At 64.0% G+C, this 25,446-nt stretch carries 24 protein-coding genes; 11 read left to right on the top strand and 13 right to left on the bottom strand.

The window, feature by feature from the left end:
* Positions 1-187: 187 nt before the first annotated feature.
* From JQK88_RS05720 to JQK88_RS05705, 4 genes are all read right to left on the bottom strand, one after another.
* Positions 188-1,015, bottom strand: coding sequence for an SDR family NAD(P)-dependent oxidoreductase (locus JQK88_RS05720; protein WP_203277727.1), 828 nt, complete (start codon positions 1,013-1,015; stop codon positions 188-190).
* A gap of 96 nt (positions 1,016-1,111) precedes the next feature.
* Positions 1,112-1,597 carry an acetone carboxylase subunit gamma gene (locus JQK88_RS05715; RefSeq protein WP_203277726.1) on the bottom strand — a complete coding sequence of 162 codons (486 nt, stop codon included), beginning with the start codon at positions 1,595-1,597 and terminating at the stop codon, positions 1,112-1,114.
* Complete coding sequence (locus tag JQK88_RS05710) at positions 1,594-3,798, bottom strand: hydantoinase B/oxoprolinase family protein (RefSeq protein WP_203277725.1); 2,205 nt, start codon at positions 3,796-3,798, stop codon at positions 1,594-1,596. Before JQK88_RS05710 ends, JQK88_RS05715 begins: the two co-directional genes overlap by 4 nt.
* A gap of 13 nt (positions 3,799-3,811) precedes the next feature.
* Positions 3,812-5,953: a hydantoinase/oxoprolinase family protein gene (locus tag JQK88_RS05705; protein ID WP_203277724.1), complete on the bottom strand. Its 2,142-nt coding sequence runs from the start codon at positions 5,951-5,953 to the stop codon at positions 3,812-3,814.
* Positions 5,954-6,069: 116 nt separating this feature from the next.
* On the opposite strand from JQK88_RS05705, the gene JQK88_RS05700 reads away from it, so the two are divergent.
* Entirely contained in the window at positions 6,070-6,843 is a 774-nt protein-coding gene (locus tag JQK88_RS05700) for a helix-turn-helix transcriptional regulator (protein ID WP_203277723.1), read from the top strand.
* A 20-nt stretch (positions 6,844-6,863) separates the two neighbouring features.
* Here JQK88_RS05700 and JQK88_RS05695 read toward each other — a convergent pair whose 3' ends face one another.
* The 3 genes from JQK88_RS05695 to JQK88_RS05685 all read right to left on the bottom strand — a co-directional run bounded on the left by JQK88_RS05695 (position 6,864) and on the right by JQK88_RS05685 (position 9,553).
* Complete coding sequence (locus JQK88_RS05695) at positions 6,864-7,445, bottom strand: DUF1349 domain-containing protein (RefSeq protein ID WP_203277722.1); 582 nt, start codon at positions 7,443-7,445, stop codon at positions 6,864-6,866.
* 15 nt (positions 7,446-7,460) lie between these two features.
* The gene (locus JQK88_RS05690; protein WP_192249448.1) at positions 7,461-8,900 is read right to left on the bottom strand and encodes an aldehyde dehydrogenase family protein; all 1,440 of its coding nucleotides are present in this window, start codon (positions 8,898-8,900) and stop codon (positions 7,461-7,463) included.
* Between the two features lie 167 nt (positions 8,901-9,067).
* Complete coding sequence (locus tag JQK88_RS05685) at positions 9,068-9,553, bottom strand: hypothetical protein (RefSeq protein WP_203277721.1); 486 nt, start codon at positions 9,551-9,553, stop codon at positions 9,068-9,070.
* Positions 9,554-9,691: 138 nt separating this feature from the next.
* On the opposite strand from JQK88_RS05685, the gene JQK88_RS05680 reads away from it, so the two are divergent.
* The 6 genes from JQK88_RS05680 (at position 9,692) to JQK88_RS05655 (ending at position 15,023) form a co-directional block, all read left to right on the top strand.
* Positions 9,692-10,078, top strand: coding sequence for a hypothetical protein (locus JQK88_RS05680; protein ID WP_203277720.1), 387 nt, complete (start codon positions 9,692-9,694; stop codon positions 10,076-10,078).
* 89 nt (positions 10,079-10,167) lie between these two features.
* Positions 10,168-11,403, top strand: coding sequence for an ROK family transcriptional regulator (locus JQK88_RS05675; RefSeq protein ID WP_203277719.1), 1,236 nt, complete (start codon positions 10,168-10,170; stop codon positions 11,401-11,403).
* A gap of 14 nt (positions 11,404-11,417) precedes the next feature.
* Entirely contained in the window at positions 11,418-12,497 is a 1,080-nt protein-coding gene (locus tag JQK88_RS05670; protein ID WP_203277718.1) for a Gfo/Idh/MocA family protein, read from the top strand.
* Positions 12,497-13,333, top strand: a complete 837-nt coding sequence (locus JQK88_RS05665) for a sugar phosphate isomerase/epimerase family protein (RefSeq protein WP_203277717.1) — start codon at positions 12,497-12,499, stop codon at positions 13,331-13,333. Before JQK88_RS05670 ends, JQK88_RS05665 begins: the two co-directional genes overlap by 1 nt.
* Positions 13,330-14,133 carry an alpha/beta fold hydrolase gene (locus JQK88_RS05660; RefSeq protein ID WP_203277716.1) on the top strand — a complete coding sequence of 268 codons (804 nt, stop codon included), beginning with the start codon at positions 13,330-13,332 and terminating at the stop codon, positions 14,131-14,133. The genes JQK88_RS05665 and JQK88_RS05660 overlap by 4 nt, the downstream gene beginning before the upstream one ends.
* The gene (locus JQK88_RS05655; RefSeq protein ID WP_203277715.1) at positions 14,130-15,023 is read left to right on the top strand and encodes an ROK family protein; all 894 of its coding nucleotides are present in this window, start codon (positions 14,130-14,132) and stop codon (positions 15,021-15,023) included. The genes JQK88_RS05660 and JQK88_RS05655 overlap by 4 nt, the downstream gene beginning before the upstream one ends.
* Before the next feature lie 25 nt (positions 15,024-15,048).
* Here the strand turns inward: JQK88_RS05655 and JQK88_RS05650 are convergent, their stop codons facing one another.
* The 6 genes from JQK88_RS05650 to JQK88_RS05625 form a co-directional block, all read right to left on the bottom strand.
* Entirely contained in the window at positions 15,049-16,047 is a 999-nt protein-coding gene (locus JQK88_RS05650) for an ABC transporter ATP-binding protein (protein WP_203277714.1), read from the bottom strand.
* A gap of 32 nt (positions 16,048-16,079) precedes the next feature.
* Positions 16,080-17,141, bottom strand: coding sequence for a Gfo/Idh/MocA family protein (locus JQK88_RS05645; protein WP_203277713.1), 1,062 nt, complete (start codon positions 17,139-17,141; stop codon positions 16,080-16,082).
* Complete coding sequence (locus JQK88_RS05640; RefSeq protein WP_192249431.1) at positions 17,138-17,977, bottom strand: carbohydrate ABC transporter permease; 840 nt, start codon at positions 17,975-17,977, stop codon at positions 17,138-17,140. The genes JQK88_RS05645 and JQK88_RS05640 overlap by 4 nt, the downstream gene beginning before the upstream one ends.
* A 10-nt stretch (positions 17,978-17,987) precedes the next feature.
* Positions 17,988-18,917: a carbohydrate ABC transporter permease gene (locus JQK88_RS05635; protein ID WP_192249428.1), complete on the bottom strand. Its 930-nt coding sequence runs from the start codon at positions 18,915-18,917 to the stop codon at positions 17,988-17,990.
* A gap of 250 nt (positions 18,918-19,167) precedes the next feature.
* Complete coding sequence (locus tag JQK88_RS05630; RefSeq protein WP_203277712.1) at positions 19,168-20,427, bottom strand: ABC transporter substrate-binding protein; 1,260 nt, start codon at positions 20,425-20,427, stop codon at positions 19,168-19,170.
* A 2-nt stretch (positions 20,428-20,429) separates the two neighbouring features.
* Positions 20,430-21,386 (bottom strand): N-acetylmuramic acid 6-phosphate etherase, encoded by a 957-nt coding sequence (locus JQK88_RS05625; protein WP_203277711.1) that lies wholly within the window; start codon positions 21,384-21,386, stop codon positions 20,430-20,432.
* Positions 21,387-21,584: 198 nt separating this feature from the next.
* Between JQK88_RS05625 and JQK88_RS05620 the strand changes: the two genes are divergently transcribed.
* From JQK88_RS05620 to nagA, 4 genes are read left to right on the top strand one after another with little or no spacing between them, the layout of a single operon-like run.
* Positions 21,585-22,463, top strand: coding sequence for a glucosamine kinase nucleotide-binding domain-containing protein (locus JQK88_RS05620; RefSeq protein WP_203277710.1), 879 nt, complete (start codon positions 21,585-21,587; stop codon positions 22,461-22,463).
* Positions 22,460-23,242 carry a GntR family transcriptional regulator gene (locus JQK88_RS05615; RefSeq protein ID WP_112561221.1) on the top strand — a complete coding sequence of 261 codons (783 nt, stop codon included), beginning with the start codon at positions 22,460-22,462 and terminating at the stop codon, positions 23,240-23,242. Before JQK88_RS05620 ends, JQK88_RS05615 begins: the two co-directional genes overlap by 4 nt.
* Positions 23,239-24,270 carry an SIS domain-containing protein gene (locus tag JQK88_RS05610; protein ID WP_112561222.1) on the top strand — a complete coding sequence of 344 codons (1,032 nt, stop codon included), beginning with the start codon at positions 23,239-23,241 and terminating at the stop codon, positions 24,268-24,270. Before JQK88_RS05615 ends, JQK88_RS05610 begins: the two co-directional genes overlap by 4 nt.
* Positions 24,267-25,442: an N-acetylglucosamine-6-phosphate deacetylase gene (nagA, locus tag JQK88_RS05605; protein ID WP_203277709.1), complete on the top strand. Its 1,176-nt coding sequence runs from the start codon at positions 24,267-24,269 to the stop codon at positions 25,440-25,442. The genes JQK88_RS05610 and nagA overlap by 4 nt, the downstream gene beginning before the upstream one ends.
* Positions 25,443-25,446: the final 4 nt, after the last annotated feature.

Genomic DNA, 25,446 nt, shown 5'->3' with positions numbered 1-25,446 from the left:
CCGGCGGCCGCACGCGACCGCTGCCTTTGCCGGAGCCCGATCTACGGGTATTCATTGTGCAGTGCAATATAACCTGTATCGCCTGTCACTCAATGGAAAAGTTGTCACGGGGCAAGTGCGCCGGCCAGAACGACCATGCAACAGCCAGATGGCGCGAATGCGGCCTCGCGCGATCAAGGCGTGGCGGCTACCACAGCGCTCCCCCGGTCACCTGGATGTTTTCCATGGTGATGCCCTTGGCGAGGTCCGAGCACAGGAAGACGGTCAGGGCCGCAATCTCCTGCGGCTGCAGCAAGCGCTGCTGCGGATTGCCCTTGGCAATCTCGGCCATCGCTTCCTCGGCCGTGCGGCCCTTGCCCTCGCGCTCGACGACCTGCGCCACGTTGCGGCGCATCAGTTCGGTCTCGACCCAGGTCGGGCTGATCATGACGCAGGTGACGCCATGTGCCGCCCCTTCCAGCGCCACGCAGCGGGTGAGGCCGAGAAGGCCGGCCTTGGAGGCGCAGTAGGCCGGGTTGTCCTTCCAGCCGACGGTGGCCGCCGTCGAGCCGATGTTGACGATGCGGCCCCAGCCGCGCTCGATCATGCCGGGCAGCACGGCTCGGGTGACGCGGAAAGCGCCGGTCAGGTTGGTGTCGACAATCTTGTCCCACAGCGCATCGGAATGGCCGCAGACCGGCTGCTCGGCAGTGGTGCCGGCAGCGTTGACCAGTATGTCGGCCGGGCCGATAGCTGCTTCTGCGTCGGCCGCAAACCGGTTGGTGATGTCGCTGTCGCGGACATCGAGATGCGCCGCGTGAACCCTGGTGCCATGGGCCGATAGGGCGGAGCGCACACGCTCGATCTCGTCGGCGCCCGGATAGTAGGCGGCATCGGATCTGTCCGCGCCGGCGGGCGCGATGTAGGAGCCGACGGCGACATGGGCGCCGGCTTCAGCCAGTGCCGTGGCAATGGCGAAGCCCATGCCGGAAAACCCGCCGGTGACGATGGCGCTGCGGCCGGAAAGGTCTGTCATAGGCAATGGATCTCCGACGCCGAAATCTGATGCGATAGTCTTAGACCCAGCCCGCTAACGAACGCTACCTTGCCTGCGGCGCCGGCCACGACATCACTAGAGCGGGTTGCCCAGCCATTCGCGATAGAAGCCTTCTAGATCCGGCTCGAAATCGTGAACGATCGGATAGCCGGGTGCCGCCGCTTCGACCTCGTGCATGGTGCCGCATTCCGGGCAGATGAACTCGCGAATTTCCATCCATTGCGGATCGGGGATATCGCTGTTGGGGTAGATTTCGCGCAGCGCCTCCTCGGTGTTGCGCACGATGATGGCGGCCTTCAGCTTCCAGTTCTTGCGATAGTCGCCGAAGGAATGGCCGCATTCGCAGCGGGTGATCCGCTTGTCGCCGCTCTGGCAGATGAAGAGGTGATCTGAGACCGGCAGCAGGATCGGGTCCTTCCAGGCGACACGGTCCTGATAGACGGCGACCATCTTGAAGAAGCGGTCATCATCCTTGTAGGCGCTCATGATGCGCCTTGTCTGCGGCCAGGGCAGCTTGCCGGCGGCCAGATCGCCGAGGACTTCCTTGCTGTACGAGGTCATGGCTTTGCTCCCGGCATGAAGATCGATTTGGCGTCGACGGTCCAGAACTCACTGAAATCTTTGGTGAAGCGCGACGAAAGCTTGATCGCGCTGGCATACATTTTCTTCACTTCCGGCGCGAAGTCGGCTTTCTCGACGCGGCTTCGCTCGGCGTCGATCCAGTCTGAAACCGGGATAGCCTTGGCCAGACGCTCTCTGCGCATGGCGGCGCGGCGTTCGACGGTGGCATCGATATCGGCAAGGGGATAACCGTGGGCGTCGTCCTTCAGCACGATGCCGAAAACCTGGATCGCCGCTTCGCGGGTGAGGTAACCGTTCTCGACATCCCATGCGGTCTTGATCGGATCGCGCTCCAGCACGTCGCCGTAACCGCCGCCGCCATTGTAGGAATGGCTGAAGATGTCACCGGACTTGTGCGGCGAGGTGATGTAGGGGCCCTCGACCACAACATGTTCGCCGCCGATGTTCTTCTCATAGTCGGAGACATGCGGGTCGATGCCGGGCGCATGCGCCAGCGGTTCGCCTTTGGCCGCCAGTTCATGGATGTTGGAGTTGCGCACGGCGCGATGCTTCTGGCAGGTCGGCGCCGGATAGCCGCCGCACATGCCGCCATTGTCAAACACCCTGGAGGAATGCTCCGAGGTGTGGAGCCGCAGATGCGAGGTCTTGCTGATCAGCCAGGTCGAGACGAAGGAACAGCCACCGCGATATTTGCCGGCGCCGCCGGAGTTGGGGACGATCGAGCGGCCGATATAGACCATCGGCATCGACTGTTCCCAGACCTCGATGTTGCCCATGTCGGATTCCGGGTTCCAGCCGACATAGGCCGTGTCGAGGCCGTCGGCGATGGCGAGCGCGCCGGAGCCGGCGGCGGCGCATTCGAAATGCGCCATGCCGAACGGCGTGCCGTACTGGCTTTCGCCCCCCATCTCGATCATCGGGCTGTTGACCTGGCCGACAAAGGCTTCCTCAACGAAGCCGCGGGCGACGAAGCCGCGCGACAAAAGCCGCTGGAACACACCATAGGCCGGCAGCAGCAGCGCCCATGAGGTGGCGGTCGCCACCATCTCGTTGTCGGGGTTGGTCCAGGTGCCATGCGGCAGTTTCAGCTCGGTCGCCATCCAGGCGCCATCATTGACCAAACCTTCGAAATTCATGTGCTGGGTCAAAGTGACGAACATGCCGCCATCCATTCCGGCCGGCGTGCAATTCATCGAATGGTAGCCCCAGGGCTGCGTGCCCTCGAAGTCCATGGTGATCTTGCCGTCGGTGGTGATCTCCATCTCGATCGGGATGTTATAGAGCCAGTCGGGATCGCCGAGCAGCTGGAAGCCGGGTTTTCCCGCCGTGACGTGGCCGTAAAAAGTGTGGCCGCGATAGATGCCGGGCACGGTGAGCTGGCGGGTGCGGGCGAGCTGGGCGCGGCGGCCTTCCTCGATGAACTCCTTCGACACCTTCATCCAGTAGTCGAGGCCGATCTCGGAGATCAGCTGCTTGACGCTTTCGCGCATGTCGATGCAGGAGGCGACCTTGGCCTTCTCGTCGAGCACCCAGTAGATCGGCATGCGCAGATTGCGCTCGCAGCGGATGACATAGTCGCGGCGGATCTCGTCATTCTCGCCGATCTTTTCGGCGCAGACGAACAGGCCTTCGGTAAAGCGTTCCTGTGCGAGACAGACGTCACCACCAGGCGTGATGCCGCCGGCTTCCAGCTCGTGGCAGACAGCCCCTGCCCAGCCAACCAGCGTGCCTTCATGGAAGATCGGCACCACGTCCATCACATCAGGCACCTGCACGGTGCCGATGAAGGCATCGTTGTTGGCGAAGATATCGCCTTCGCGGATCTTCGGGTTTTCCTCGTAGTTGTTCTTGATCATCCATTTGATGAAGCGGCTCATCGTGTGGACGTGGACCATGATGCCGTTGGAGAGCGCGATGGCGTCGCCCTCCGGTGTGTAGATGGCGACCACCATCTCGCCGACCTCGCGCACGCCGGGCGAGGCCGAGATGCGGCGGGCCATTTCGCGGGCCGAGACGCAATAGGCGCGCAGCTTGGTGTGCAGAGTCTCGAATTTCAGCGGATCCTGGTTGCGCAGGGTGAGTTCCGTGATGCCGTCATAGCAGCCGGTCTCTTCCATCAGCCGCTCGGAATCGAGCAGTCTTTCGCGAAGGCGCAGGGCCGAGGCAGGTTTGTCCAACATGGCGATCGCCCTCTCAAGCATGGGAATAGTGAAGCAGCGTCCATTCATCGACAAAGACACGGTCTTGCGGATGAACGACGAGCGTTGTCGCCGGGTGTTCGATGATGGCCGGGCCGATGACCTCGTGGCCGGGCTGCAGCAGGTCCATCTCGTAGAGATTGGCCTTGTGCCAGCGGCGGCCAATATAGGCTTCACGCACGCCCTTGTGGGCCGATGCTGGATCCGACTTGCCGAGCGGGCGCTTCAGCAGCACCGGCTTGACCTTGTCGGCGGTCGCGATCAGCCCGAGCTCGGTGATGGTGAAGCCGGCCTCGCCATAGCGCGAGACGCGGTGGTTGACCTTGGCGTAGACCGCCTCGAACTCGTCGATGACCTTACGCATGTCGTCAGCCGAATTGACCTCGGCAAGTGGCGCCATGACTTCGATGTCCTCGAGTTGGCCGGTGTAGCGCATCATCAGGAACGGTACGGTCTTGATCTTGTCGCGGGCGTGGCCGTCCTCGATCATCTCGTCGACCGCAGCCTTGGTCAGGTCGTTCCAGACAGCGGTGACCTTTTTGCCGAAGGCGAGCAGTTCGTCATCGCTCGCCCGTGCGCCGATGTCGTGCTGTGTCGATACCGAATGCCGGCGCATGAAGTCGGCGGTGGTGCAGCCGAAGGCGGAGAAGGCGGCGGCGAACCGGAAGGTGATGATGTCCTTGAAGCCGATGCCCCTGGAGCAACCGGCCAGATGCAGCGGCCCGGAGCCGCCATAGGACAGCAGGGTGAATTCGGAGGGGTGGATGCCCTGGCCCGAAATGACCCGGCGCAGTGCGTTGTTGGCATCGGACTCCAGCATGTCGATCATGCCTTCGGCTGCCTCTTCGACGCCGACGCCAAGGATGCTGGAGCATTTTTCCTCGAATGCCTTGCGCGCCTTCTCGACCTGCAGGACGACCTTGCCGCCGAGGAAATAATACGGGTTGAGACGGCCGAGGATGGCGTCGCAATCGGCGATGGTGGGTTCGGTGCCGCCCTTGGCGAAGCAGATCGGGCCGGGATCCGAGCCCGCACTTTCCGGCCCGAGCGAGACCTTCTTGGTCAGCGGGTCGACCTTGAGGATCATCCCGGCGCCGGCGCCGATCGTGTCGAGATGCAGCGTCGGCACGTTGAGCTTGAAACGGTCCATCAGCGGCTCGTTCTCGATCCGGGTCTGGCCGCGCGAGATGACGCCCATGTCGAAGGAGGTGCCACCCATGTCCGAGCAGATCAGCGAATCGTTGCCGATGAGCTTGCCGACATAGGCGGCGCCCAGAATGCCGCCGATCGGGCCGGAGATCATGGTTTCGTGCAGGCGCGGATGGTTGATCGAGGTCAGGCCGCCGAAGGACAGCAGCGTCTGCACGCCGTATTTGAAGCCGTATTTCTTCGAGACGTCCTCGATACCCCTAAGCTGCTTGCGGCCGCGCGATGTGGCGTAGGCCTCGATCAGAACCGAGTTCAGCCGCGACTGTTCGCGAATGACCGGGCGGACTTCGTGGCTGGTGTAGATGAGAATGTCGGCGCCGGCCTTCTGCACCTCCTCGCGGCAGATCTCGGCGATGCGCTTTTCGTGCACGGGATTGACGTGCGAGAAGATGGTCATGATGCAGATCGCTTCGACCTTGTCGGCGATCAGTTTTTTCGCGGCGGCGGAGACCTCATGCTCGTAGAGCGGCAGCACGATGTCGCCGAACTGGTCGATGCGCTCGGTGACGCCGTGGGTGCGGCGGCGCGGCACCAGCGGATCGGGATGGTGGTGGGTGACCGCATGCAGGCGATCGGCATAGGAATAATCGGCCCAGGCCTGCAGGCCGCGGCCCATCAGGATCATGTCTTCCAGGCCCTTGGTGGTGATCAGGCCAAGCTTGCGGCCGGTGCGCGACAGCAGCGTGTTGAGCATGCCGGTGCCGGAATAGAGCACGACGTTGACGCCGGAGAAGAGCGTCTCCAGCGAGATGCCCCAGGCATCGGCCGCGTCTTCGGCGGAGGCGAGGAAGCCTTCGGCCTCGTCCTTCGGCGTGGTCGCCGATTTGCCGATCTTGAAGTGGCCGTCCTGATCGACAAGGATGGTGTCGGTCATGGTGCCGCCGGCGTCGATGCCGATAACGATGGGGTTGGTGGTGATCTGGTCCACGGGTCGCCTTCCCTCTTCGAGAATGACCGCAAGCTAGAGGTTCGGTGCCGGATCGCGCCATATGCCTAAAGACACAATGACTGCGCGGCTGACATCGCCGAGAAAAGGGCATCCGCATGAGCACTATCTGGGGGCCGCTGGCAAAGGCGATCGCCGCCACCGGCACGGACAGGCATGTCGACTGCCTGATCGACCTGATCGGCGCGGACATCGGCCATGATCTGGTCACCGTGACGCGCTATTCGGCGACGCAGACGCCGGAATTCATCAAGCATCGGCGCTTCTCGGACGAAATGGTCCGGCGCTATCTCGACAATTACTACGTCTTCGACCCGTTCTACGCCTCATGGCGGCGAGAACGCCGGCTGGGCATCCTGCCGCTGAAGCGGCTCGCCGACGACGAGGCCAAGCGTGGCCAGTACATAGCCGGCTTCCTGGCGCAGTCGGAAATCTGCGACGAGGTCGGGATCATGCTGGCCGATGGCGGCGACTGGTGCCTCGGCATTTTTCTCGACCGCTCGACCTCATCGTTCAAGGACAGCGAGATCGCCCTGCTGGATGAGCGGCTGCCGGTGTTCGAAGCCCTGCATGCGCTCGACATCAAGGCGCGCGGCACCGAGTTCTCCCGCACCTCGGCGCCGACCGGCCCCGGCGCCTCGCCCCGGCAGGAGCCGACCATCCCGACGAGCCTGTGGCCGGAACTGTCGCTGCGCGAGCGAGAACTTGTCCAGCTGATCCTGGCAGGACATCCGACGGCGAACATCGCCGAAAGGCTCGGCATCACCGTCGGCACAGTGAAGAACCATCGCCGCCGCATCTACGACAAGCTCGACATCACCACCGAGCGGGAACTGTTCTTGCAGTTTTTCCAGCATCGCGCCGACGGTTAGTCCGGCGATCGAAATCGCCGTCAGTCGTGCAATTGCCTGGAAATCGGCGGGCCAACGGTAAAGCCGGAGAATGTGACTTCAAAACCTTCGCGCTGCGGCGAACAGCACATCATGCCGACATCGACAGACCTCGAGATCGGGAAATAGGCGAGCCGCACCGGCTTCCAGTGGCCATCGGTGGAGTCCAGATACTGGATGCGGATGGCCTCGGCGTGGCGGGTCAGACGGATGCGTACGCCATTCGGATCGCGGGGGATGCTGACCAGCGACCAGTCGGAGGTGTCGTTGGTGACGACAACGGAGAAATAGGCCAGCCCGTCGGTATACTCGATGCCAGCCTTGATCCAGTGCGTTTCGCTCAGCCGCAGCATCAGCCCGGCCTGGTCGTAGAGCACCTTGTAGTCGCCCTTGACGGTGACCTCGGCACTGAAGTCGCCCTCGACCGGCCGGTAGAGGAAATGGCCATTGTCACGCCAGAAACCGTAGAAGGTCTCGCGCCAGAAGTCGGTTTCCTTGCCGGTGCGTACATGCACCGTGTCGTCGCCGAACACATGGTGGGGCGGCGGGTTGAGCCAGGTCAGCTCCTCTCTCACCGATGTCATCGGTTCGCCCGCCGATTAGCCGGCAAATGTGTAGGCTGTCTTCACCGTGGTGTAGAACTCCGCGGCATAGCGGCCCTGTTCGCGCGGGCCGTAGCTCGAGCCCTTGCGGCCGCCGAACGGAACGTGGAAATCGACGCCGGCGGTCGGCAGGTTGACCATCACCATGCCGGCTTCCGAATTGCGCCGGAAATGCGTGGCGTGTTTGAGGCTCGAGGTGCAGATGCCCGAGGTCAGGCCGAAGGGGGTGTCGTTGGCTACAGCCAGCGCCTCGTCATAGTCCTTGACGCGGATGACGTTGGCGACCGGCCCGAAAATTTCCTCGCGCGAAATGCGCATGGCGTTGGTGCTCTCGGTGAACAGCGCCGGTCGGAGATAAAAGCCGGGCGTTTCGCGATCGAGCCGCTCGCCGCCGAAAGCAAGGTTGGCGCCCTCCTGGCTGCCGATGGCGATATAGTCCTCGTCCTGCTTCAGCTGGCTCGCATCAACGACAGGCCCGATCTGGGTCTTGGCGTCGAGCGCATCGCCAATGACGAGTTTGTCCAGGCGCTCCTTGAGTGCGGCGACGAAGCGGTCGTGAATGCCTTCGGTCACCACCAGGCGCGACGAGGCCGTACAGCGCTGGCCGGTCGAGAAATAGGCGCCGTTGATGGCGCAATCGACAGCTATGGCGAGGTCGGCGTCGTCGAGCACGACGAGCGGGTTCTTGCCGCCCATTTCGAGCTGGAACTTGCGCATGTGCTCGACGCTGGCCGCGGCGACGCGTTTGCCGGTGCCGACCGATCCGGTGAAGGTGATGGCGTTGAGGTCGGGGCTGTCGAGCATGGCCTGGCCGACCACCGAGCCCTTGCCCATGACCAGGTTGAGCACGCCTTTCGGCAGGCCGGCGCGATGCAGGATGTCGACAATGGTCCAGGCGCTTTCCGGCACGAGTTCGGCCGGCTTGAAGACGATGGTGTTGCCGTGGGCGAGCGCCGGCGCGATCTTCCAGGTGGGAATGGCGATCGGGAAATTCCACGGCGTGATGATACCAACGACGCCGACGGCCTCGCGGGTGATCTCGACGCCGACGCCCGGACGCACGCTGGGAACCAGCTCGCCCGACAGGCGCAGCGTCTCCCCGGCGAAGAAATCGAAGATCTGGGCGGCGCGGATGGTCTCGCCAATACCCTCGGCCAGCGTCTTGCCTTCTTCGCGCGACAGCGAGCGGCCGATCTCGTCTTTGCGGGCCATGATCTCGTCCGACGCCTTCTTCAGCACACTGTGACGGGCGAGCGGCGCCGAGCGCGACCAGGCCGGGAAAGCGGCCTTGGCCGCTGCAATCGCCTGCTTTGCCTGTTCGGCGCCGGCCGAGGCATATTCGCCAACGACATCGCCGGTATCAGACGGGTTGATGTTGCGCGAGCCGGCTTCGCCGACCCACTCGCCATCGATCAGATTCTTGCGGAACAGGGTCATGTCGCGGTTTCCTTGTAATTGTTCACTGGCGGTGCCGTATGCCTGAATCATTTATCAGACAAATGACGACACTGTGAGGGCCGAAATCTGGCTGCGGACTGGATAGCCGATGGCGCGCCGCTGCGAAAGCTGCGACCTCAAAATGGACGATATGAAGCGGGCCTTTGTCAGGTCGGAAAAGACCAGAACAGGCAAGCCAGCATCGCGGCTGCGAAGATGACGAAGAACAGGCTTCTGAGCAGGATGTTGCGGCGCAGCTCGTTCATGGTGAAATGGCTGCCGACGATGGCCGCGGCGAACAGGAAGCGCCAGTTGACCAGTGCCCACAGCACGCTGCTCTGGCCGAAGGCCCAGCGGGCGACGAGACAGCCGACAATCGTTGCGAACAGGGCGATCACCGCCCAGAAGAGCGCATCCGCCGCATGGGTGAGGACGATGCCGGCGGCCCGGATCGGCAGGATCATCATCAGCATGGCGCTGAAGAAGTAGACGGCGGCGAGCGGCAGGAACGAACCGGCATCGGCAATGCCGTCCAGCCGCCTCACCCCAATCGCGCCATAGGGATAGCCGTGTCTGGCGACCGCCAGGCTAAGCGCCATGAGGAGTGCGGTGAACACTGCAACCAGTGCGAATGTACTAAGAGCCTTGCTCATGCCGTTCCTTGCTTTGAGGCCCGATCCGGGCCGAATCACGAGGAACGATTTTAGCGCACGGTCCAGGATTGCGCGTCAGCTTTGAGGCTGCCGAACACGGCGCAGCCGACCCAGAACAGCAGGAGCAGCTAGCCGACGATGACCGAGGGCGGCAGTTGCGCAACGGTCTCGCGGACCGGCTCGCAACCCCCCAGCCGAGCGCGCCGCGTCGCGGCACGGGAAACCATCAGTTCCATCATGGCGACACACGGCGGCGTTGCCGCGGTTCTCGAAGCCCCTGTCATACGGGCGCTGGCCGATATTGTAGTGGCTGAGGCCGGCGGCGAGCAGCGGCAGCTGCGGACCGAAATTGTCGCCGAAGACAACGACCAGATCCTTGCTGTCGAGACGCGCCTTGGGCGGCGTCATGGCCTGCTTGCAGGCTTCCGGCGCGTATTGCGCCCAACCGCCGACCGAGACGCGCTAGAACCGGCATCGCATCCTCCCATGCCAATTTGTAATTTTATGATACAAATCATCGTTTGAAACTGGGGGCAATGGGCTGAGTACGCCAAATATTTTGTTGCACTGCACCCTATTTTGGCCATTTCCAAGCACAGAGAAAGTCAATTAGTATGTCAACCAAACAAATTACGGAGGATGCCGTGCTGGTGTCGACCGATCTTCGGCCGAATGAAACGCGAGCCCTTGCAGCGCTGTTTCGCGCCGGCGCGTTGAGCCGGGCAGCGCTTGCACGCGACCTCGGCCTGACCCGGTCGACCACCGGCGCCCTGGTGCTCGGCCTGACGGAAGCCGGTCTGGCGCGGGAGCGGTCGGATGAAGCTAATGACGAGCAAGACGGCGAGGGCCGCGTCGGCCGCCCCGGAATCCTGGTCGAGATCGAAGGCAATGGCGGCTTCTTCCTTGGCGCCTATATCGGCGTGAACTGGATCGCGACGGTGGCTGTCGACCTTGCCGGCGCGCAGCGTGCCAGCGCCTCGAGAGCCTTTGCCGGCCCCGGCAGCACGCCTGAAGCCGCAGTCGCCATCATTAGGGAACTTGTCGCCGAGATCCGTTCGCAGTTGCCCGAGGGTGCGCGTCCATACGGGCTCAATGTCGCCGTGCCTGGCTTCCCCGCCGCCGACGGCATTTCATACCATGCCACCATCCTTGGCTGGCATGGTGTCAATCTGGCCGAGCTCTTGGGCAACGCCTTTCGCGGCGATTTTCCAATCCTGCTGGAAAACGATGCCAATGCCGTCGCGGTGGCCGAGACATACCGGGCGCAGCCGGGAAAGGATGATGAGGATGCCCTGGTCATCCTGATCGAGAACGGCGTTGGCGGCGGCATCATCAATGCCGGCAGGCTGCATCGCGGCCGGCTCGGCGGCGCCGGCGAAATCGGTCATCTGCGCATTGGCGACGAAGGTTTTGTCTTCGACGCCAAGCGCCCGGGCCGGCTGGAATCCTATGTCGGCAAGGATGCTTTGCTCGCTCGCTACCTCCACATAAGCGGGCGGCGCGCCGGTGTGGATGAGTTTGTCGCAGCGCTTGCCGGCGGCGATCCGGCTGCCGTCGCCACGGCGCGCGACTGGGCGCTCTGGTTCGGCCGCGGCTTGGCGACGCTCGCCTGCACCTTGCAGCCGGAACGCATCATCCTCTCCGGCTCCGTCAATGCAATCTATCCCTTTGTCGCCGAACAGGTGGAAGCTTTCCTGCTGGACTTCCTCGCCGAAGGCTATCCCGTTCCCACGGTCGAACTGTCGCGCGTCGGCGCGGACGGTCCCGCGCTGGGCGCTGCCTGTCTGCTGCATCAGGCAGCTTTGTCGGGCGATCCGCAATTTCAACTTCGCGGCCTCGCCGCGCGCTAATCAGGAGAAATTCCATGCCTCGCAAAGACGAAAAGCGGCTGCGTGTCGGCGTGCTCGGCTGCGGTCCGATTGCGCAGGCGGCGCATTTCGAATCCTGCACCAAGGCGCGCAATGCCGATCTCTATGCCATCTGCGATGTCGCCGACGATCTGCGCGACAGGATGGCGGCCACTTTCGCGCCCGAAAAATCCTATGCCGATTATGGCCAGATGCTGGCCGATCCCGACCTCGATGCCGTCATCATCGCGACATCGGATACGTTCCATGTCAAGGCAGCGGAGCTGGCATTGGATGCCGGCAAGCATGTGCTTTGCGAAAAGCCGCTGGGTGTTTCGGTCGAGGAAGTCGAGGGCTTGCGGGCCGCGCTCGACAAGAGCGGCAAGGTGCTCCAGGTCGGCCATATGAAGCGCTTCGATCCGGGCATCCAGGCGGCAAAGGCCTTCGTCGATGACGAGATGGGCGAGCGGCTGGCGTTCAAGGGCTGGTATTGCGACAGCACCCATCGCTATCCCATGACCGATGCGGTGCAGCCGCTCATCATCACCAGCGCCAAGGCGCGCAAGCCGTCCGTCAATCCCAAGGCGGATCTGCGTCAATACTACATGCTGGCGCATGGCAGCCATCTCCTCGATACCGCCCGCCATCTGCATGGGCCGATCGAGGCCGTCGAGGCCCGGCTCACCGAGCGCTATGGCGCCTATTGCTGGTTCGTCACCACCATCTTCGCCGACGGTTCGATCGGTCATCTCGACCTGACGGTCGCCGTGCGCATGGACTGGCACGAAGGGTTCCAGATCTACGGCCAGAACGGCAGCGTTCTCGCGAAGACCTTTAACCCCTGGTACTACAAGAGCAGCGAGGTCGACATCTTCCGTGAGGCCGATGGCAGTTGGCATCGCACGCTTGGCGCGGATGGCCACTTCTATCGCCGCCAGCTCGAAGGCTTCGCCGATGTCGTACTGAATGGCGCGCCCATGGTCGGCGCCGGCATCGAGGACGGCATCGCATCCGTCAGGGGCATGGCGGCAATCGCCCGCTCCGCCGCCGCCGGCGGCCGCGCCGTCAACCTCGCAGATGTCGACGGGGTTGTCTGATGCAGCTTGGGATTTTCGCCAAGACCTTCATTGCCACCGGCGCCGTGCCGGTGCTGCGCGCGGTGGCGGATACCGGCTACACGGCGGCGCAGTTCAACATGGCGTGCCTTGGCCTGCCGTCGATGCCGGACAGCATCGAGCCCGGCGCGGCCCGATCCGTCGCCGTGGCGAGCGGTGAAACCGGCGTTTCGATCGCCGCGATCTCGGGAACCTACAACATGATCCACCCGGATCGCTCGGTTCGTGTGTCAGGTCTTGCCCGGCTTGAGGTGCTCGCCGCGTCATGTGCGGATATGGGCACCAGGCTCATCACGCTGTGCACCGGCACCAGGGATGCGCAGGATCAGTGGCGCTGGCATCCCGACAACGCCAGCGAGGCCGCCTGGAGCGATCTTCGACGGGAGATGGAAGCGGCGATTGCGATTGCCGACCGCTTCGACATCGAGCTTGGCATCGAACCGGAACTCGCCAATGTCGTTTCCAGCGCGCGGGCCGCACGCCGCCTGCTCGACGAGATGAACAGCGCGCGCCTGCGCATCGTGCTCGACCCGGCAAACCTGTTCGAAGTGGCTGACAGCGCAGAGCGTCATCGCCTGATCGACGAGGCCGTCGATCTGCTGGCCGCGGAGATCGGCATGGCCCATGCCAAGGACCGCCATGCCGATGGCAGTTTTGCCGCCGCTGGACAGGGCGTGGTCGACTTCCCGCGTTTCATTAGCCGTCTGAGAGCCGCCGGCTTCGACGGTCCTTTGATCACGCATGGTCTGACGGAAGCCGAGGCGCCTGATGTCGGTGCCTTCCTTCGTGGCGTCCTCGAAGAAAGCGGAAAAGCGTGAAAAGGACCTTCAGCCGCGATGGCGTCGACCTTGCCTACCGGGATGTCGGCGCCGGCCTTCCCGTCATCTTCCAGCATGGCCTTGGCGGTGATGAGGCGCAGGTCGCCGACGTTTTTCCCGACCTGCCGCAGACACGGAGGGTGACGCTCGAATGCCGGGGTCAGGGTGGATCCGGCTACGGGCCGGTCGAGCGGCTTTCGGTTGCGACGTTTGCCGAGGACGTCGAAGCGCTGGCCGAGGCTATCGGCATCGGTCCGGCTGTCGTCGGCGGCATCTCGATGGGCGCCGCGCTGGCGCTGCGTCTGGCGGTGCACAAGCCGGCTCGCGTGCGCGCGCTGGTGCTCGCCCGGCCTGCCTGGGTGTCCCAGGCTGCCCCGGCCAATATGAAGCCCTACGCCGTGGTCGGCGATCTCTTGATGCGCCACTCGCCCGAGCATGCGAGGCGTCTCTTCGATGAAAGCCCTGTATCAGCCGAACTGGCCAGGCTGGCGCCGGACAATCTCGCCAGCCTGCAAGGCTTCTTCACTCGCCCGGATCCGGTTCTGTTCGGCAGGCTGCTGATGGCAATTGCCGGCGACGGTCCCGGCGTCAGCGAGGCCGGTATCCGAGCGATCACTGTTCCGACCCTGGTCATCGGTCATGACCATGACCTCGTCCATCGACTGGCCGACGCGCAAGCGCTGGCCGGGCTCATCCCGTCGGCCCGGTTTTGCACCATCACCGCCAAATCGCAGGATCGCCAAGCCTACCGGCGGGAATTCCGCGCCTGTCTTTCGGAATTTCTGGAAACGCTCGCATGACCGACAATACGACGGACGACACGATCGCCGTGGTCGAGATCGGCGGCACGTCAGTCAAGGTCGGCTTTGCCAACCATGGCATCCCGGTGGAGTTTGCCCGCACCTACCCCACGGCGCAGCTGCGCCAGGGCGCGCCCGTGGCGGGGTTGGCCGATGCGGTCACCGCGGCCTGCCGCGATGCCGGCTTCAAGCCCGCGCGCGTCGTTGCGACCGTGCCTGGCTTCATCGACCGCGATTTCGACACGGTGCTGCACACCGCTAACATTCCCGAACTGAACGGTATCCGGCTGGGCACCGAACTGGCTTCGCGACTCGGCGTTCCCGCCCGGCTCGAACGCGACGTCGTGCTGCAATTGTTGGGCGAAAGCGTTGCCGGCGCGGTGAAGCGGCAAAAGGAGGTCCTGGCGGTCTATCTCGGCACCGGCATCGGTGCGGCCTATCTCGGCAAGGATGGCATTTTCAGGGGTGGCGGCTGGGCGCTCGAAATCGGCCATATGCCGATCTACCGGCCCGGCGATGGCGAACCACCAAACCGGGTCGAGACCTACGCCTCAGGGGCAACGCTCGTCGAACTCGCGACGGACTACGATATTCCGGTGGCCGATCTTTTTTCGGCGACCGGGCAGCCGCCGTCGCTGCGCGAATGGCTCGACGAGATCGTCTGGCAGCAGGCGGTGACGATCGCAACGGCAGCCGCCCTGTTTTCCCCGCAGACGATCCTGATCGGCGGCGGCATCGTCGACATGAAGTCTTATCCCCGCCAGACGCTCAAGCAGCGCATTGCCGAAAGCCTGCCGCATTCGCTTGTTGTCCAGCCTCTGGACATACGCTGGGCGGCCCTGGGCTGGCAGGCGGCCATCCACGGCGCGGTGCTGCTCGGCGCGGTGTGATCGCCTCGGCGCTGCCTGCAGCGGATTATTTGATCGTCTTGCCGTCCGCCCCGAACCGATACGTCTTCCCCGGCTCGGGCGTCGCATAAAGCGTCGCGCCGGGCTCCGCGTCGTAGACGCCGAAAATGCGCACCGTGATCAGCCCGGCCTTTTCGCAGTCGAGATAGAGGTTGGTGTCGGCGCCGAGATGTTCGGCGTGCACGACCGTGCCTTTCCAGGCGCCGGACTTCGCATCGACGGTCAGATGCTCCGGCCGCACGCCAATGGTCTTGGCCGTCTCACCCAGCCGCGCGCCGTCGATGAAGTTCATCTTCGGTGAGCCGATGAAGCCGGCGACAAATTCATTTGCCGGCGAATTGTAGAGCTCCATTGGGCCGCCGATCTGCTCGATCCTGCCGGCATTGAGCACGACGATCTTGTCGGCCAGCGTCATCGCCTCGACCTGGTCGTGGGTGACGTAGATCATCGTCGCCTTCAGCCGGCGGTGCAGCTGCGCGATCTCCAGCCGCGTGTTGACGCGAAGTGCTGCATCGAGGTTCGACAGCGGCTCGTCGAACAGAAACAGTTTTGGCTCGCGCACCACCGCACGGCCGATGGCGACGCGTTGGCGCTGGCCCCCCGACAGCTCCGCCGGCCGCCTTTCGAGATAAGGCTCCAGCGACAGCATCGAGGAGGCGATGCCGATGCGGCGATCGATCTCTGGGGCGGGTGTACCGGCCTGCTTGAGGCCAAGGCCCATATTGTTCTTCACCGTCAAATGCGGGTAGAGCGCATAGGTCTGGAACACCATGGCGATGCCGCGCTTGGCCGGCGGCGTGGCCGAAACATCCGCGCCGTCGATCACCACCCGGCCCGAGGTCGAATCCTCGAGCCCGGCAATGACCCTGAGCAAGGTCGACTTGCCGCAGCCGGACGGACCGACGAAGACGACGAATTCGCCGTCGGTCACTTCGAGGTTGATGCCCTTCAGCACCTCGACCGGCCCGAAGGCCTTCTTCACATTTTCGATTACCAGCGAGCCCACGGCTTCGTCCTTGTTCTAGAGTTTGACTCTACCTAGAGTTTTATTGGGGCGCCGCTGCGTACGCTCTCATCGGCGGCAAGGCAGACGGCGAGCGATTTTACGGCGTCGTCCATGTGGCGGCTCAGGTCGATGTCTTCGCGGATCGCCTTCAGCACAAAGGCCTGTTCGAGGTCGCAGAGATCCTGGTGGCGGGGTTCGCCTTCCATCGATAGCATCTCGTCCGGCCTGGCGAACTTGCCGTCCGGCCCGGTTGCGGCACTGTGCAGGCGGATGGTCGAGGTCTTGGTGTGGGTGTCGATATCGTCGGACTTCACGCCCTCTTTCATCACGATCGACACGCAGCCATTGGGCGAAATCACGTCCTTCACGAAGAACGCTGTTTCCGAAATCATCGGCCCCCAGGCTGCCTCGTACCAGCCGACCGAGCCGTCGTCGAACAGCACCTGCAGATGACCGTAATTGTACATCGTCGGCGCGATCTCTTCGGTCAGCCGCAGCCCCATGCCGCGCACCTCGACCGGCTTGGCGTCGGTGATCTGCAGCATGACGTCGAGATAGTGCACGCCGCAGTCGACGATCGGCGACGTCGTCTGCATCAACTGCTTGTGCGTCTGCCAGGTCGGACCCGACGACTGCTGGTTGAGGTTCATGCGGAAGACGTAAGGGCCGCCAAGCTTGCGCGCCTCGGCGATCAGCCGGACCCAGGACGGGTGATGACGCAGGATATAGCCGATCACCAGCTTCTTGCCGTTGGCCTTGGCCGCGGCGACGACGCGCTTGGCGTCGGCCACCGTCGTTGCCAGCGGCTTTTCGACAAAGACATGGCAGCCGGCCTCGAACGCCTTCACCGCATAGTCGGCATGGCTGTCGGAATAGGTGGCTATGCAGGCGACGTCAGGCTTCTCGTCACGCAAAGCGTCGTCGAAGGAACGGCGGATGCCATAACCCGACAGCCCATCGGGCAGCGGGACATCGGACCGGTTGATGAGTGCGGCGATCTCGAACCCCGGATTGGTGTGATAGGCCAGCGCATGGCTGCGGCCCATATTGCCGAGGCCGGCGACGACGACACGAAGAGGCTTTTCTAGACTCACTTGACGGCTCCGGAAGTGATGCCGCGGATCAGTTGCCGCGAGAAGATGACGTAGAGGATCAGCACCGGCATGATCGCCAGCGACAGGGCCGCCAGGATGGCGTTCCAGTTGGTGACGAACTGGCCAAGGAACAGCTGCGCGCCGAGCGTCACCGTCTTGGTCTCTTCCGACGGGGCCAGGATCAGCGGGAACCATAGATCGTTCCAGATCGGGATCATGGTGAAGACGGCGACGGTCGCCATCGAGGGCCTGACCAGCGGGAGCACCAGCCGGAAGAAGATCGTGTATTCCGACAGGCCGTCAATGCGGCCTGCATTCTTCAAATCGTCGGACACCTGCTTCATGAATTCCGACAGAATGAAGACTGCCAGCGGCAGGCCCTGCGCGGTGTAGACCAGGATCAGCGCCGTCAGCGTGTTGACCAGTCCGCTCGCCACCATCAATTGCAGGATGGCGACGGTGCCGAGCCGGATCGGGATCATGATGCCGAGCGCGAGATAAAGCCCCATAAGCGTGTTGCCGCGAAAGCGGTATTCCGACAGCGCAAACGCCGCCATGGCGCCGAACAGAAGCACGAAGAAAAGCGAGGCGACGGTGACGACGAGACTGTTCTGGAAATAGTGGATGAAGTCGCCCTGGCCGATCACCGTGGTGTAGCCGATCAGGTCGAAGGTCTTCGGCGTCGGCGGCGTTAGCGGCGCGCCGAAGATGCCCGCGCGCGATTTGAACGAATTCATGATGACCAGGATCACCGGAAACAGCGCGATCACCGTGTAGGTCAACAGGATCGCGTGGGCGCCGATGGTGCGGGGCAGAGAACGGGTGGCTAGGCTCATCTCTGGCTCCTCAGAACTGGTAGCGACGCAGGCGCGTCTGGACGAGGAAGAGGTAGACGCAGACGCCGCCGAGGATGATCAGGAACATCATCGTGGCGATCGCAGCCCCCATATTGGGATCGCCGACCTGCAACTGGAAGCCGAAGAAGGCGCGGTAGAGGAAGGTGCCCAGAATATCGGTCGAATAGTTCGGCCCGGCGAGCGCCCCTTGCGCGGTGTAGATCAGGTCGAAGGCGTTGAAATTGCCGACGAAGGTCAGGATCGAGATGATGCCTATCGACGGCAGGATCAGCGGCAGCTTGATCTTCCAGAACTGCGACATGCCGGTAATGCCATCGCATTCGGCGGCTTCGATCACCTCTTCGGGGATCGACAGCAACGCTGCATAAATCAGCATCATCGGAATGCCGATGAACTGCCACACCGAGATCAGGCTGAGCGCGGTCAGCGCATATTGTTCCTTGCCGAGCCATGGCGTGAACAGGCTTTTCAGGCCGACCAGGTCCATCAGGTGCGGCGCCACGCCCCATAGCGGCGACAGGATCAGCTTCCATGCGAAGCCGACAATGACGAAGGACAGGATGGTCGGCACGAAGATCGCCGTGCGGTAGAAGGCGGCGAATCTCAGCCGCGGGCTGGACAGCAATGCCGCCAGCATGACGCCGATCGGGTTCTGCACCAGCATGTGGATGATGAAGAACCAGACATTGTTGCGCAGCGCATTCCAGAAATTGACCGACCAGTTGGGGTCGCCGAACAAGGTGCGGAAATTGTCAAAGCCGACGAAGACCTGGTGCTGCTCGATGTTGCGGAACAGCGACAGCTGCAGCGTCCCGGCCAGCGGCAGGATCATGATCGCCGTATAGACCAGCAGCGCCGGCGCCAGGAAGACGCCGATATGCCAGCGGAACGGTCGTTTCGGTCGTGTTTCTGCGGCCATGAGTGCGGTCCCCGCCTATCCACGGTCTGGGCAAAAATGCTCCCACGTCGGCGCTGCCCCTCTCACCCTTACCCTCTCCCCGTGAAGAACGGGGAGAGGGGGTCGCCAGCGCTGGAGTGCATCCCTTCTCCCCGTCACTATACGGGGAGAAGGTGCCGGCAGGCGGATGAGGGGCGGCGCCGTCGTTGGCAGTCGATGCTATCGAAAAACGCAGGGCCGTCCACTTGGAACGACCCTGCTCGTTGAGCTCTTACTTGCCCGGCTTGTACCAGCTGTCGAGGCCGTCCTGCAGCTTCTTGGCGGCAGCTTCCGGCGTATCGGTGCCGTTGATGACGTTGGCCGATTCAACCCAGGTCTCGTTTTCCAGGTTCGGCGTGCCGCGCGACAGGATCTGGTAGGTCGAGCGGATCGTCGACTTGCACTTGTCGCGCCAGGAGACGAATTCCTGCGCCAGCGGGTCTTCCATCTTCACCGGGTTGGAGTTCAGGCTGAAGAAGCCCGGCAGTGCGTTGGCGTAGATGGTGGCGAAGTCCGGCGAAGCGACCCAGGACAGGAAGGTCTTGGCCGCATCGGCATTCTTCGACGCTGCATTCAGGCCCATGCCGATATCGGTATGGTCGGAAATGTAGCAGGTGTCGCCGGCCTTCTCGACCGGCGGCGGGAAGGCGCCCATCTTGAACTGCGCCTGGGTGTTGAACAGGCCGATCTCCCATGAGCCGGCAGGGTAGATGGCGGCGCGGCCAAGCGTGAACAGGTTCTGGCTGTCCGGGTAGGTCTGGGCTTCGAAGCCGTCGCCGAGATAGGGCTTCCACTTGGCCAGTTCGGCATAGGGCGCGACCCAGTCGGCGTCGGTCAGCTTCTGCTCGCCCTTGATCAGTGCCTGGCGGCCTTCCTCGCCCTTCCAGTAGTTCGGGCCGATGTTCTGGTAGCCCATGGTCGCGGCTTCCCAGAGATCCTTGGTGCCCATCGCCATCGGGATGTAGGTGCCGTCGGCCTTGATCTTGTCGAGCGCGGCGAAGAACTCGTCACGCGTCGTCGGCACCTTGATGCCGAGCTTGTCGAAGGCGTCCTTGTTGTAGATGAAGCCGTGGATGACCGAGGCCATCGGCACGCAGAAGCTCGCCTTGCCGTCGTCGGTCTGCCAGGCGGCCTTGGCGACGGGCGAGAAGTTTTCCATGCCTGGCAGCGCCGAGAGATCGGCGAGATTGCCCTTCTTGAACAGTTCGAGCGACTTGTCGAACGGGCGGCAGGTGATCAGGTCGCCAGCCGAGCCGGCGGCGAGCTTGGCGCCGAGCGCTGCGTCATACTCGGTCGGAGCCGACGGTGCGAACACCACCTTGATGCCCGGGTTCTTGGCTTCGAAGGCCGGGATCAGCTTGTCCTTCCAGATGGTGAGGTCGTCGCCGCGCCAGCTTTCGATATTGAGCGTTACGTCAGCGGCGTGAGCCAACCCGACGGTGCCGAGAATGCCGGTGCCGAGAAGCAGTGCCGTCAGTAGTTTCGTTGTCATGCTTAGTCTCCCTGTTGACCTTTTTCAGGTTCGGTTTTGAGAACAGGGGCCTTCGCGCCCTTGTTCCCCTCGATCGCGGAAAGGGCTGGCCTGAGCTTCTGGCCGGTCCCTTCCAGTATCTTCTCGGCCACATCGGCGTTGGCAGCGCCGGCGGCGAGCAGAATGGCTGTCTTGACAACGCCGCCGCTCGCTTCGAGCAGGCGCGCCGCAGCGTCCTTGTCATGGCCGCTGATGGCGGCGACGATGCGGGCCGCGCGGTCGCGCAGCTTGATGTTGTCGGCGGTGAGATTGACCATGTAGCCATCATGGACGTGGCCGAGATGAATGGCGGTCAGCGTCGACAGCATGTTAAGCGCGATCTTCTGCGCGGTGCCGGCACCCATGCGCGTCGAGCCGGCAATCACCTCCGGCGGTGTTTCCAGCAGGATGGCGACATCGGCCAGCTTGAGCACTGGCGTGTCCTTGTTATTGGCAATGGCGATGGTCGCCGCGCCCCGGCCACGCGCGTCCTTCAAAGCCTGGACTGCATAGGGTGTCGAGCCGCTGGCCGAGATCGCGATCAGGCAGTCGCCCTTGCCGATGCCGGCGCCGGCAATTGCCGCCGAGGCTTCGTCGGTGTCGTCTTCCGGCCCGCCGGCCAGCGTCTTGAAGGCCTCGTCGCCGCCGGCGATCAGGATGACGATGCGCTCGCGCTTGATGCCGAAAGTGCCGGGCAATTCCAGCGCGTCGGCCAGCGCCATCAGGCCGGAGCTGCCGGCCGCCGCATAGGCAAGCTTGCCGCCGCCGTTCAGCCGGTCGGCGATGATCTCGGCCGCGGCAGCGATGGCGGGAATGGCGCTGCGGACTGCCTTGGCGGCCTCGATCTGTGCATCAGCCAAAGAAGAAAGGATGGTGTCCGGGGCCTGGATGTCCAGTCCCTCGGCATTCCTGTGAAGCGCTTCGGTGCGCGGTTCGGCCATCCCTGTCCCTCCGATGAAGGAACAATACCAAAAAAATACCACTTGTCCACACGCATTAACGGATTTGGCCGCCAGAAATCGCTGAGCCGACGAAATGTCTAGTTTTTTCAATAAAATACGCCTTAATCTTTTTGAAACGGAAATTAATCCTTGGCTATTGGTATTTTATTGGTATTATCCGCCCCGAGGAGAAATCGCGTGAATTTCGTGCTCGGTATCGATGGCGGCGGCACCAGCTGCAGGGCAGCCCTTGCGACAGGCGATGGCGCTGTCATTGGCCGTGCCAAAAGCGGCGCCGCCAACATCCGCACCGATCTCACCGGCGCCAGGACCCATATTGTCGAGGCGGCACGGCAGGCATTCATCGCCGCAGGGCAAGACCCGGACCTGATCCCGCAGACACCAGCCATTCTTGGCCTTGCCGGCGCCAATGTCGGCACCTACCGGCAGCAACTCGAAGCAATCCTGCCATTCAGCATCAGCCGCGTCGAGACTGACGCCGAGATCGCGCTCGAAGGGGCGGTCGGCTCGGGCGATGGCGCCATGGCCATCCTCGGCACCGGCACCGCCTATATGGCGCGCAAGGGCGGCACATCGCGTGCCATAGGCGGCTGGGGCTTCCAGGTCGGCGATCAGGGCAGCGGCGCCCGTATCGGCCGCGATTTGCTCGAACAGACGCTGCTCGCCCATGACGGCGTCCGCCCGGGCTCGCCCTTGACCGACAGCATGATGGCGACCTTCCGCAACAATCCCGAAGACGTGGTCGAATTCACCACCAACGCCAAACCAGGCGATTTCGGCGGCTTCGCGCCCAAGGTGTTCGAGCACGCCGAGAAGGGCGACGCCGTCGCCAACTGGATCGTCGACAAGGCGGTCGGCGATGTCGAAGCGTCGCTCGGGGCACTCGATCTTTCGCACGATGCCCCGCTCTGCCTGCTCGGCGGGCTGGCGCCGCTTTATGCGCCGCGCCTTTCCCAGCGCTACCAGGCGCTGCTGAAGGCGCCGCTCGACGATGCGCTGGGCGGCGCCGTGCAGATGGCGGCTCGCATCTTCGCCAAAGCGGGCGCAGCGCGATGAGCGAGGCCGCCGACCAGATCTTCGCCACGCTGAAGCAATCGTCGCAAAGCGGCGCGCCGCTCTATCTGCAGCTGAGGAAAAGCATTGAGGACGCGGTCAATCGCGGTCTGATCGGGCCAGGCGACGCGTTGCCGTCGGAGCGCGACATCGCGACCAAGGCCGACATTTCCCGTGTCACGGTGCGCAAGGCGGTCCAGGACCTGGTCAAGGGCGGCATATTGGTGCAGCGCCACGGTTCCGGCACCTTCGTGGCGCCACGCATGGAGCGCGTCGAGCAATCGCTGTCGCGGCTCACCTCCTTCACCGAGGACATGGCCCGGCGCGGCATGGCGGTGCGTTCAGCGTGGCTCGACCGCGGCCTCTATGCGCCCTCGCCCGACGAGATGATGGTGCTCGGCCTGTCGTCGAACGAGTTGGTGGCGCGTGTGTCGCGCCTGCGCATCGCCAACGACACGCCGCTGGCCATCGAGCGCGCCTCGCTGTCGGCCAGCGTGCTGCCGGACCCCGCCGGGATAGGCTCTTCTCTCTATGCGGCACTGGAGTTGACCGGCAACCGCCCGGTGCGGGCGGTGCAGCGCATTTCGGCCGCCAATCTCGGCGACGGTGACGCGCGCCTGCTCGAAGTGCCGCCGGGCATTGCCGGACTGCACATTGAACGCATTTCCTATCTGGCGAGCGGCAAGGTGATCGAATTCACCCGTTCCATCTACCGGGGCGACGCTTATGATTTCGTCGCCGAACTGCGGCTGACAGGGCCGAGCGAAGAGGGCCGACCATGATCCCCAACACCACCCATATGCGGCGCGAGATCGACGAAATCCCGCAAGCCGTCGCGCGCCTGCTCGACGGTTCGGCGGCGGTGCTGACCGAGGCCGGACGCGGCATTCGCGAGCGCGATCCGAGCTTCATCGTTACCGTCGCGCGCGGCTCGTCCGACCATGCCGCCACCTTCATGAAATATGCCGTCGAGCTGACCGCCGGTCTGGCCGTCGCTTCGGTCGGCCCGTCGATCGCCTCGATCTATGGCGCCAAGCTCAAGCTCGCCGGCTCGGCCTGCCTGGCCATCTCGCAATCGGGCAAGAGCCCTGATATCGTCGCCATGGCCGAGACGGCCAGGGCCGGCGGATCGCTCACCGTCGCCATCACCAACACCGCCGATTCGCCGCTGGCACGGGCCTCGGATTTTGCCATCGACATCCTGGCCGGGCCCGAGCGCAGCGTCGCGGCGACGAAAACCTTCGTCAATTCGGCGGTGGCCGGGCTGGCGCTGATGGCGCATTGCACCGGCGACGACAAGCTGCTGGCCGCCCTCGCCCGCCTGCCCGAACACTTCAGCAAGGCGATCGCCTGCGACTGGATGGCGCTGGCCGGCGCGCTGGAGACGCCGCAATCGCTGTTCATTCTCGGCCGCGGCCCGTCCGCGGCGATGGCCAACGAGGCGGCGCTGAAATTCAAGGAGACCTGCGGCATGCATGCCGAGGCCTATAGTGCGGCCGAAGTCATGCACGGCCCGCTGGCATTGGTCGGGCCGGGCTTCCCGGTGCTGGCGCTGGCCGCTCGCGACGCCTCGGAGCCGTCCGTGGCCGAGGCCGCCGACAACCTTGCCGGCAAGGGTGCCGCCGTCTTCATCACTTCCGACAAGGCGAGGAGCGCGCAGTCCCTGCCGCATGTCGCCACCGGTCATCCCTTGACCGACCCGCTGACGCTGATCGTGTCCTTCTATGGCTTCGTCGAGGCCTTCGCCCGCCATCGCGGCCTCGATCCGGATGTGCCGCGCAATCTGCGCAAGGTGACGGAAACCGTATGAGCGACCGTTTTGCCCTGACTGGCGCCCGGATTTTCGACGGCGACGACTGGCATGATGATGCCGCCCTGCTCGTGCAAGGCGATGTGGTCGAAGGCATTCTTCCTGTCGGCGCAATTCCTTCCGGCGTTGCCCGGATCGACACCGGCGGCGGCATGCTGGCACCGGGCTTCGTCGACCTGCAGGTCAATGGCGGCGGCGGCGTGATGCTCAACGACCATCCCGATGTCGCCTCGCTGGCAACCATATGCCGGGCGCATGCGCCGTTCGGCACTACGGCGCTGCTGCCAACCCTGATCACAGATACGCCTGAGATCACCGCCGCGGCCATTGCCGCCGGCGCTGAAGCGGCACGGCAGAAGCTGCCGGGCTTTTTGGGCCTGCACCTCGAAGGCCCGCATCTCTCCGTAGCCCGCAAGGGTGCGCATGACCCGGCGCTGATCCGGCCGATGACCGATGCCGACCAGGCGGCCCTGATCGCGGCGCGCAAAAATCTGCCGGTGCTGCTGACAACGATTGCTCCGGAATCCGTCGAGGCCATCCGCGTCGCCGCGCTCGCCGAGGCCGGCATCGTCGTCAGCCTCGGCCATTCCGACACCGGCTACGCCACGGCCAAAGCCTTCGCAGAAGCCGGCGCCAGCGTGGTCACCCACCTGTTCAACGCCATGAGCCAGATCGGCAACCGCGAGCCGGGACTGGCTGGTGCGGCCATCGACATAGGGGGCCTCTCGGCCGGCATCATCGCCGACGGCATCCATGTCGACCCAGCCACCATGCTGATTGCGCTGCGCGCCAAGCAGGGACCGGGCAGGATCGTGCTGGTCACCGACGCCATGGCGACGATCGGCACCGACATGACCTCGTTCACCCTCAACGGCCGCATCATCTATCGCAAGGACGGCAGCCTGCGGCTGGCCGACGGCACGCTGGCCGGCGCCGATCTCGATATGATCTCGGCCGTCCGCTATGTGCACAGGATTGTCGGCCTGGATCTGTCGGAGGCCTTGCGCATGGCCTCGCTCTATCCGGCGCAAGCGGTAGACCAGGCGCACCGGCTCGGCCGCTTCGCCAACGGCACCGCGGCCGATATCGTCGCGCTGTCGAACGATCTCAACGTCAAGGGCGTGTGGATCGGCGGCGACAGGGTTTTTGCAGGTGCGGACAGTCGGCGCTAAAGTC

The sequence above is a fragment of the Mesorhizobium caraganae genome, from assembly GCF_016836705.1.
Lineage (GTDB): Bacteria > Pseudomonadota > Alphaproteobacteria > Rhizobiales > Rhizobiaceae > Mesorhizobium > Mesorhizobium caraganae.
The sequence above is the reverse complement of the archived record's forward strand: the minus strand, read 5'-3'. Positions and strand labels throughout refer to the sequence as shown.

Excerpts from the sequence above, each read along its gene's own strand:
- JQK88_RS05720 (WP_203277727.1), bottom strand. The coding sequence starts at position 1,015 with ATGACAGACCTTTCCGGCCGCAGCGCCATCGTCACCGGCGGGTTTTCC.
- JQK88_RS05715 (WP_203277726.1), bottom strand. The coding sequence starts at position 1,597 with ATGACCTCGTACAGCAAGGAAGTCCTCGGCGATCTGGCCGCCGGCAAG.
- JQK88_RS05710 (WP_203277725.1), bottom strand. The coding sequence starts at position 3,798 with ATGTTGGACAAACCTGCCTCGGCCCTGCGCCTTCGCGAAAGACTGCTC.
- JQK88_RS05700 (WP_203277723.1), top strand. The coding sequence starts at position 6,070 with ATGAGCACTATCTGGGGGCCGCTGGCAAAGGCGATCGCCGCCACCGGC.
- JQK88_RS05695 (WP_203277722.1), bottom strand. The coding sequence starts at position 7,445 with ATGACATCGGTGAGAGAGGAGCTGACCTGGCTCAACCCGCCGCCCCAC.
- JQK88_RS05690 (WP_192249448.1), bottom strand. The coding sequence starts at position 8,900 with ATGACCCTGTTCCGCAAGAATCTGATCGATGGCGAGTGGGTCGGCGAA.
- JQK88_RS05685 (WP_203277721.1), bottom strand. The coding sequence starts at position 9,553 with ATGAGCAAGGCTCTTAGTACATTCGCACTGGTTGCAGTGTTCACCGCA.
- JQK88_RS05680 (WP_203277720.1), top strand. The coding sequence starts at position 9,692 with ATGACCGAGGGCGGCAGTTGCGCAACGGTCTCGCGGACCGGCTCGCAA.
- JQK88_RS05675 (WP_203277719.1), top strand. The coding sequence starts at position 10,168 with ATGTCAACCAAACAAATTACGGAGGATGCCGTGCTGGTGTCGACCGAT.
- JQK88_RS05670 (WP_203277718.1), top strand. The coding sequence starts at position 11,418 with ATGCCTCGCAAAGACGAAAAGCGGCTGCGTGTCGGCGTGCTCGGCTGC.
- JQK88_RS05665 (WP_203277717.1), top strand. The coding sequence starts at position 12,497 with ATGCAGCTTGGGATTTTCGCCAAGACCTTCATTGCCACCGGCGCCGTG.
- JQK88_RS05655 (WP_203277715.1), top strand. The coding sequence starts at position 14,130 with ATGACCGACAATACGACGGACGACACGATCGCCGTGGTCGAGATCGGC.
- JQK88_RS05640 (WP_192249431.1), bottom strand. The coding sequence starts at position 17,977 with ATGAGCCTAGCCACCCGTTCTCTGCCCCGCACCATCGGCGCCCACGCG.
- JQK88_RS05635 (WP_192249428.1), bottom strand. The coding sequence starts at position 18,917 with ATGGCCGCAGAAACACGACCGAAACGACCGTTCCGCTGGCATATCGGC.
- JQK88_RS05630 (WP_203277712.1), bottom strand. The coding sequence starts at position 20,427 with ATGACAACGAAACTACTGACGGCACTGCTTCTCGGCACCGGCATTCTC.
- JQK88_RS05625 (WP_203277711.1), bottom strand. The coding sequence starts at position 21,386 with ATGGCCGAACCGCGCACCGAAGCGCTTCACAGGAATGCCGAGGGACTG.
- JQK88_RS05615 (WP_112561221.1), top strand. The coding sequence starts at position 22,460 with ATGAGCGAGGCCGCCGACCAGATCTTCGCCACGCTGAAGCAATCGTCG.
- JQK88_RS05610 (WP_112561222.1), top strand. The coding sequence starts at position 23,239 with ATGATCCCCAACACCACCCATATGCGGCGCGAGATCGACGAAATCCCG.
- nagA (WP_203277709.1), top strand. The coding sequence starts at position 24,267 with ATGAGCGACCGTTTTGCCCTGACTGGCGCCCGGATTTTCGACGGCGAC.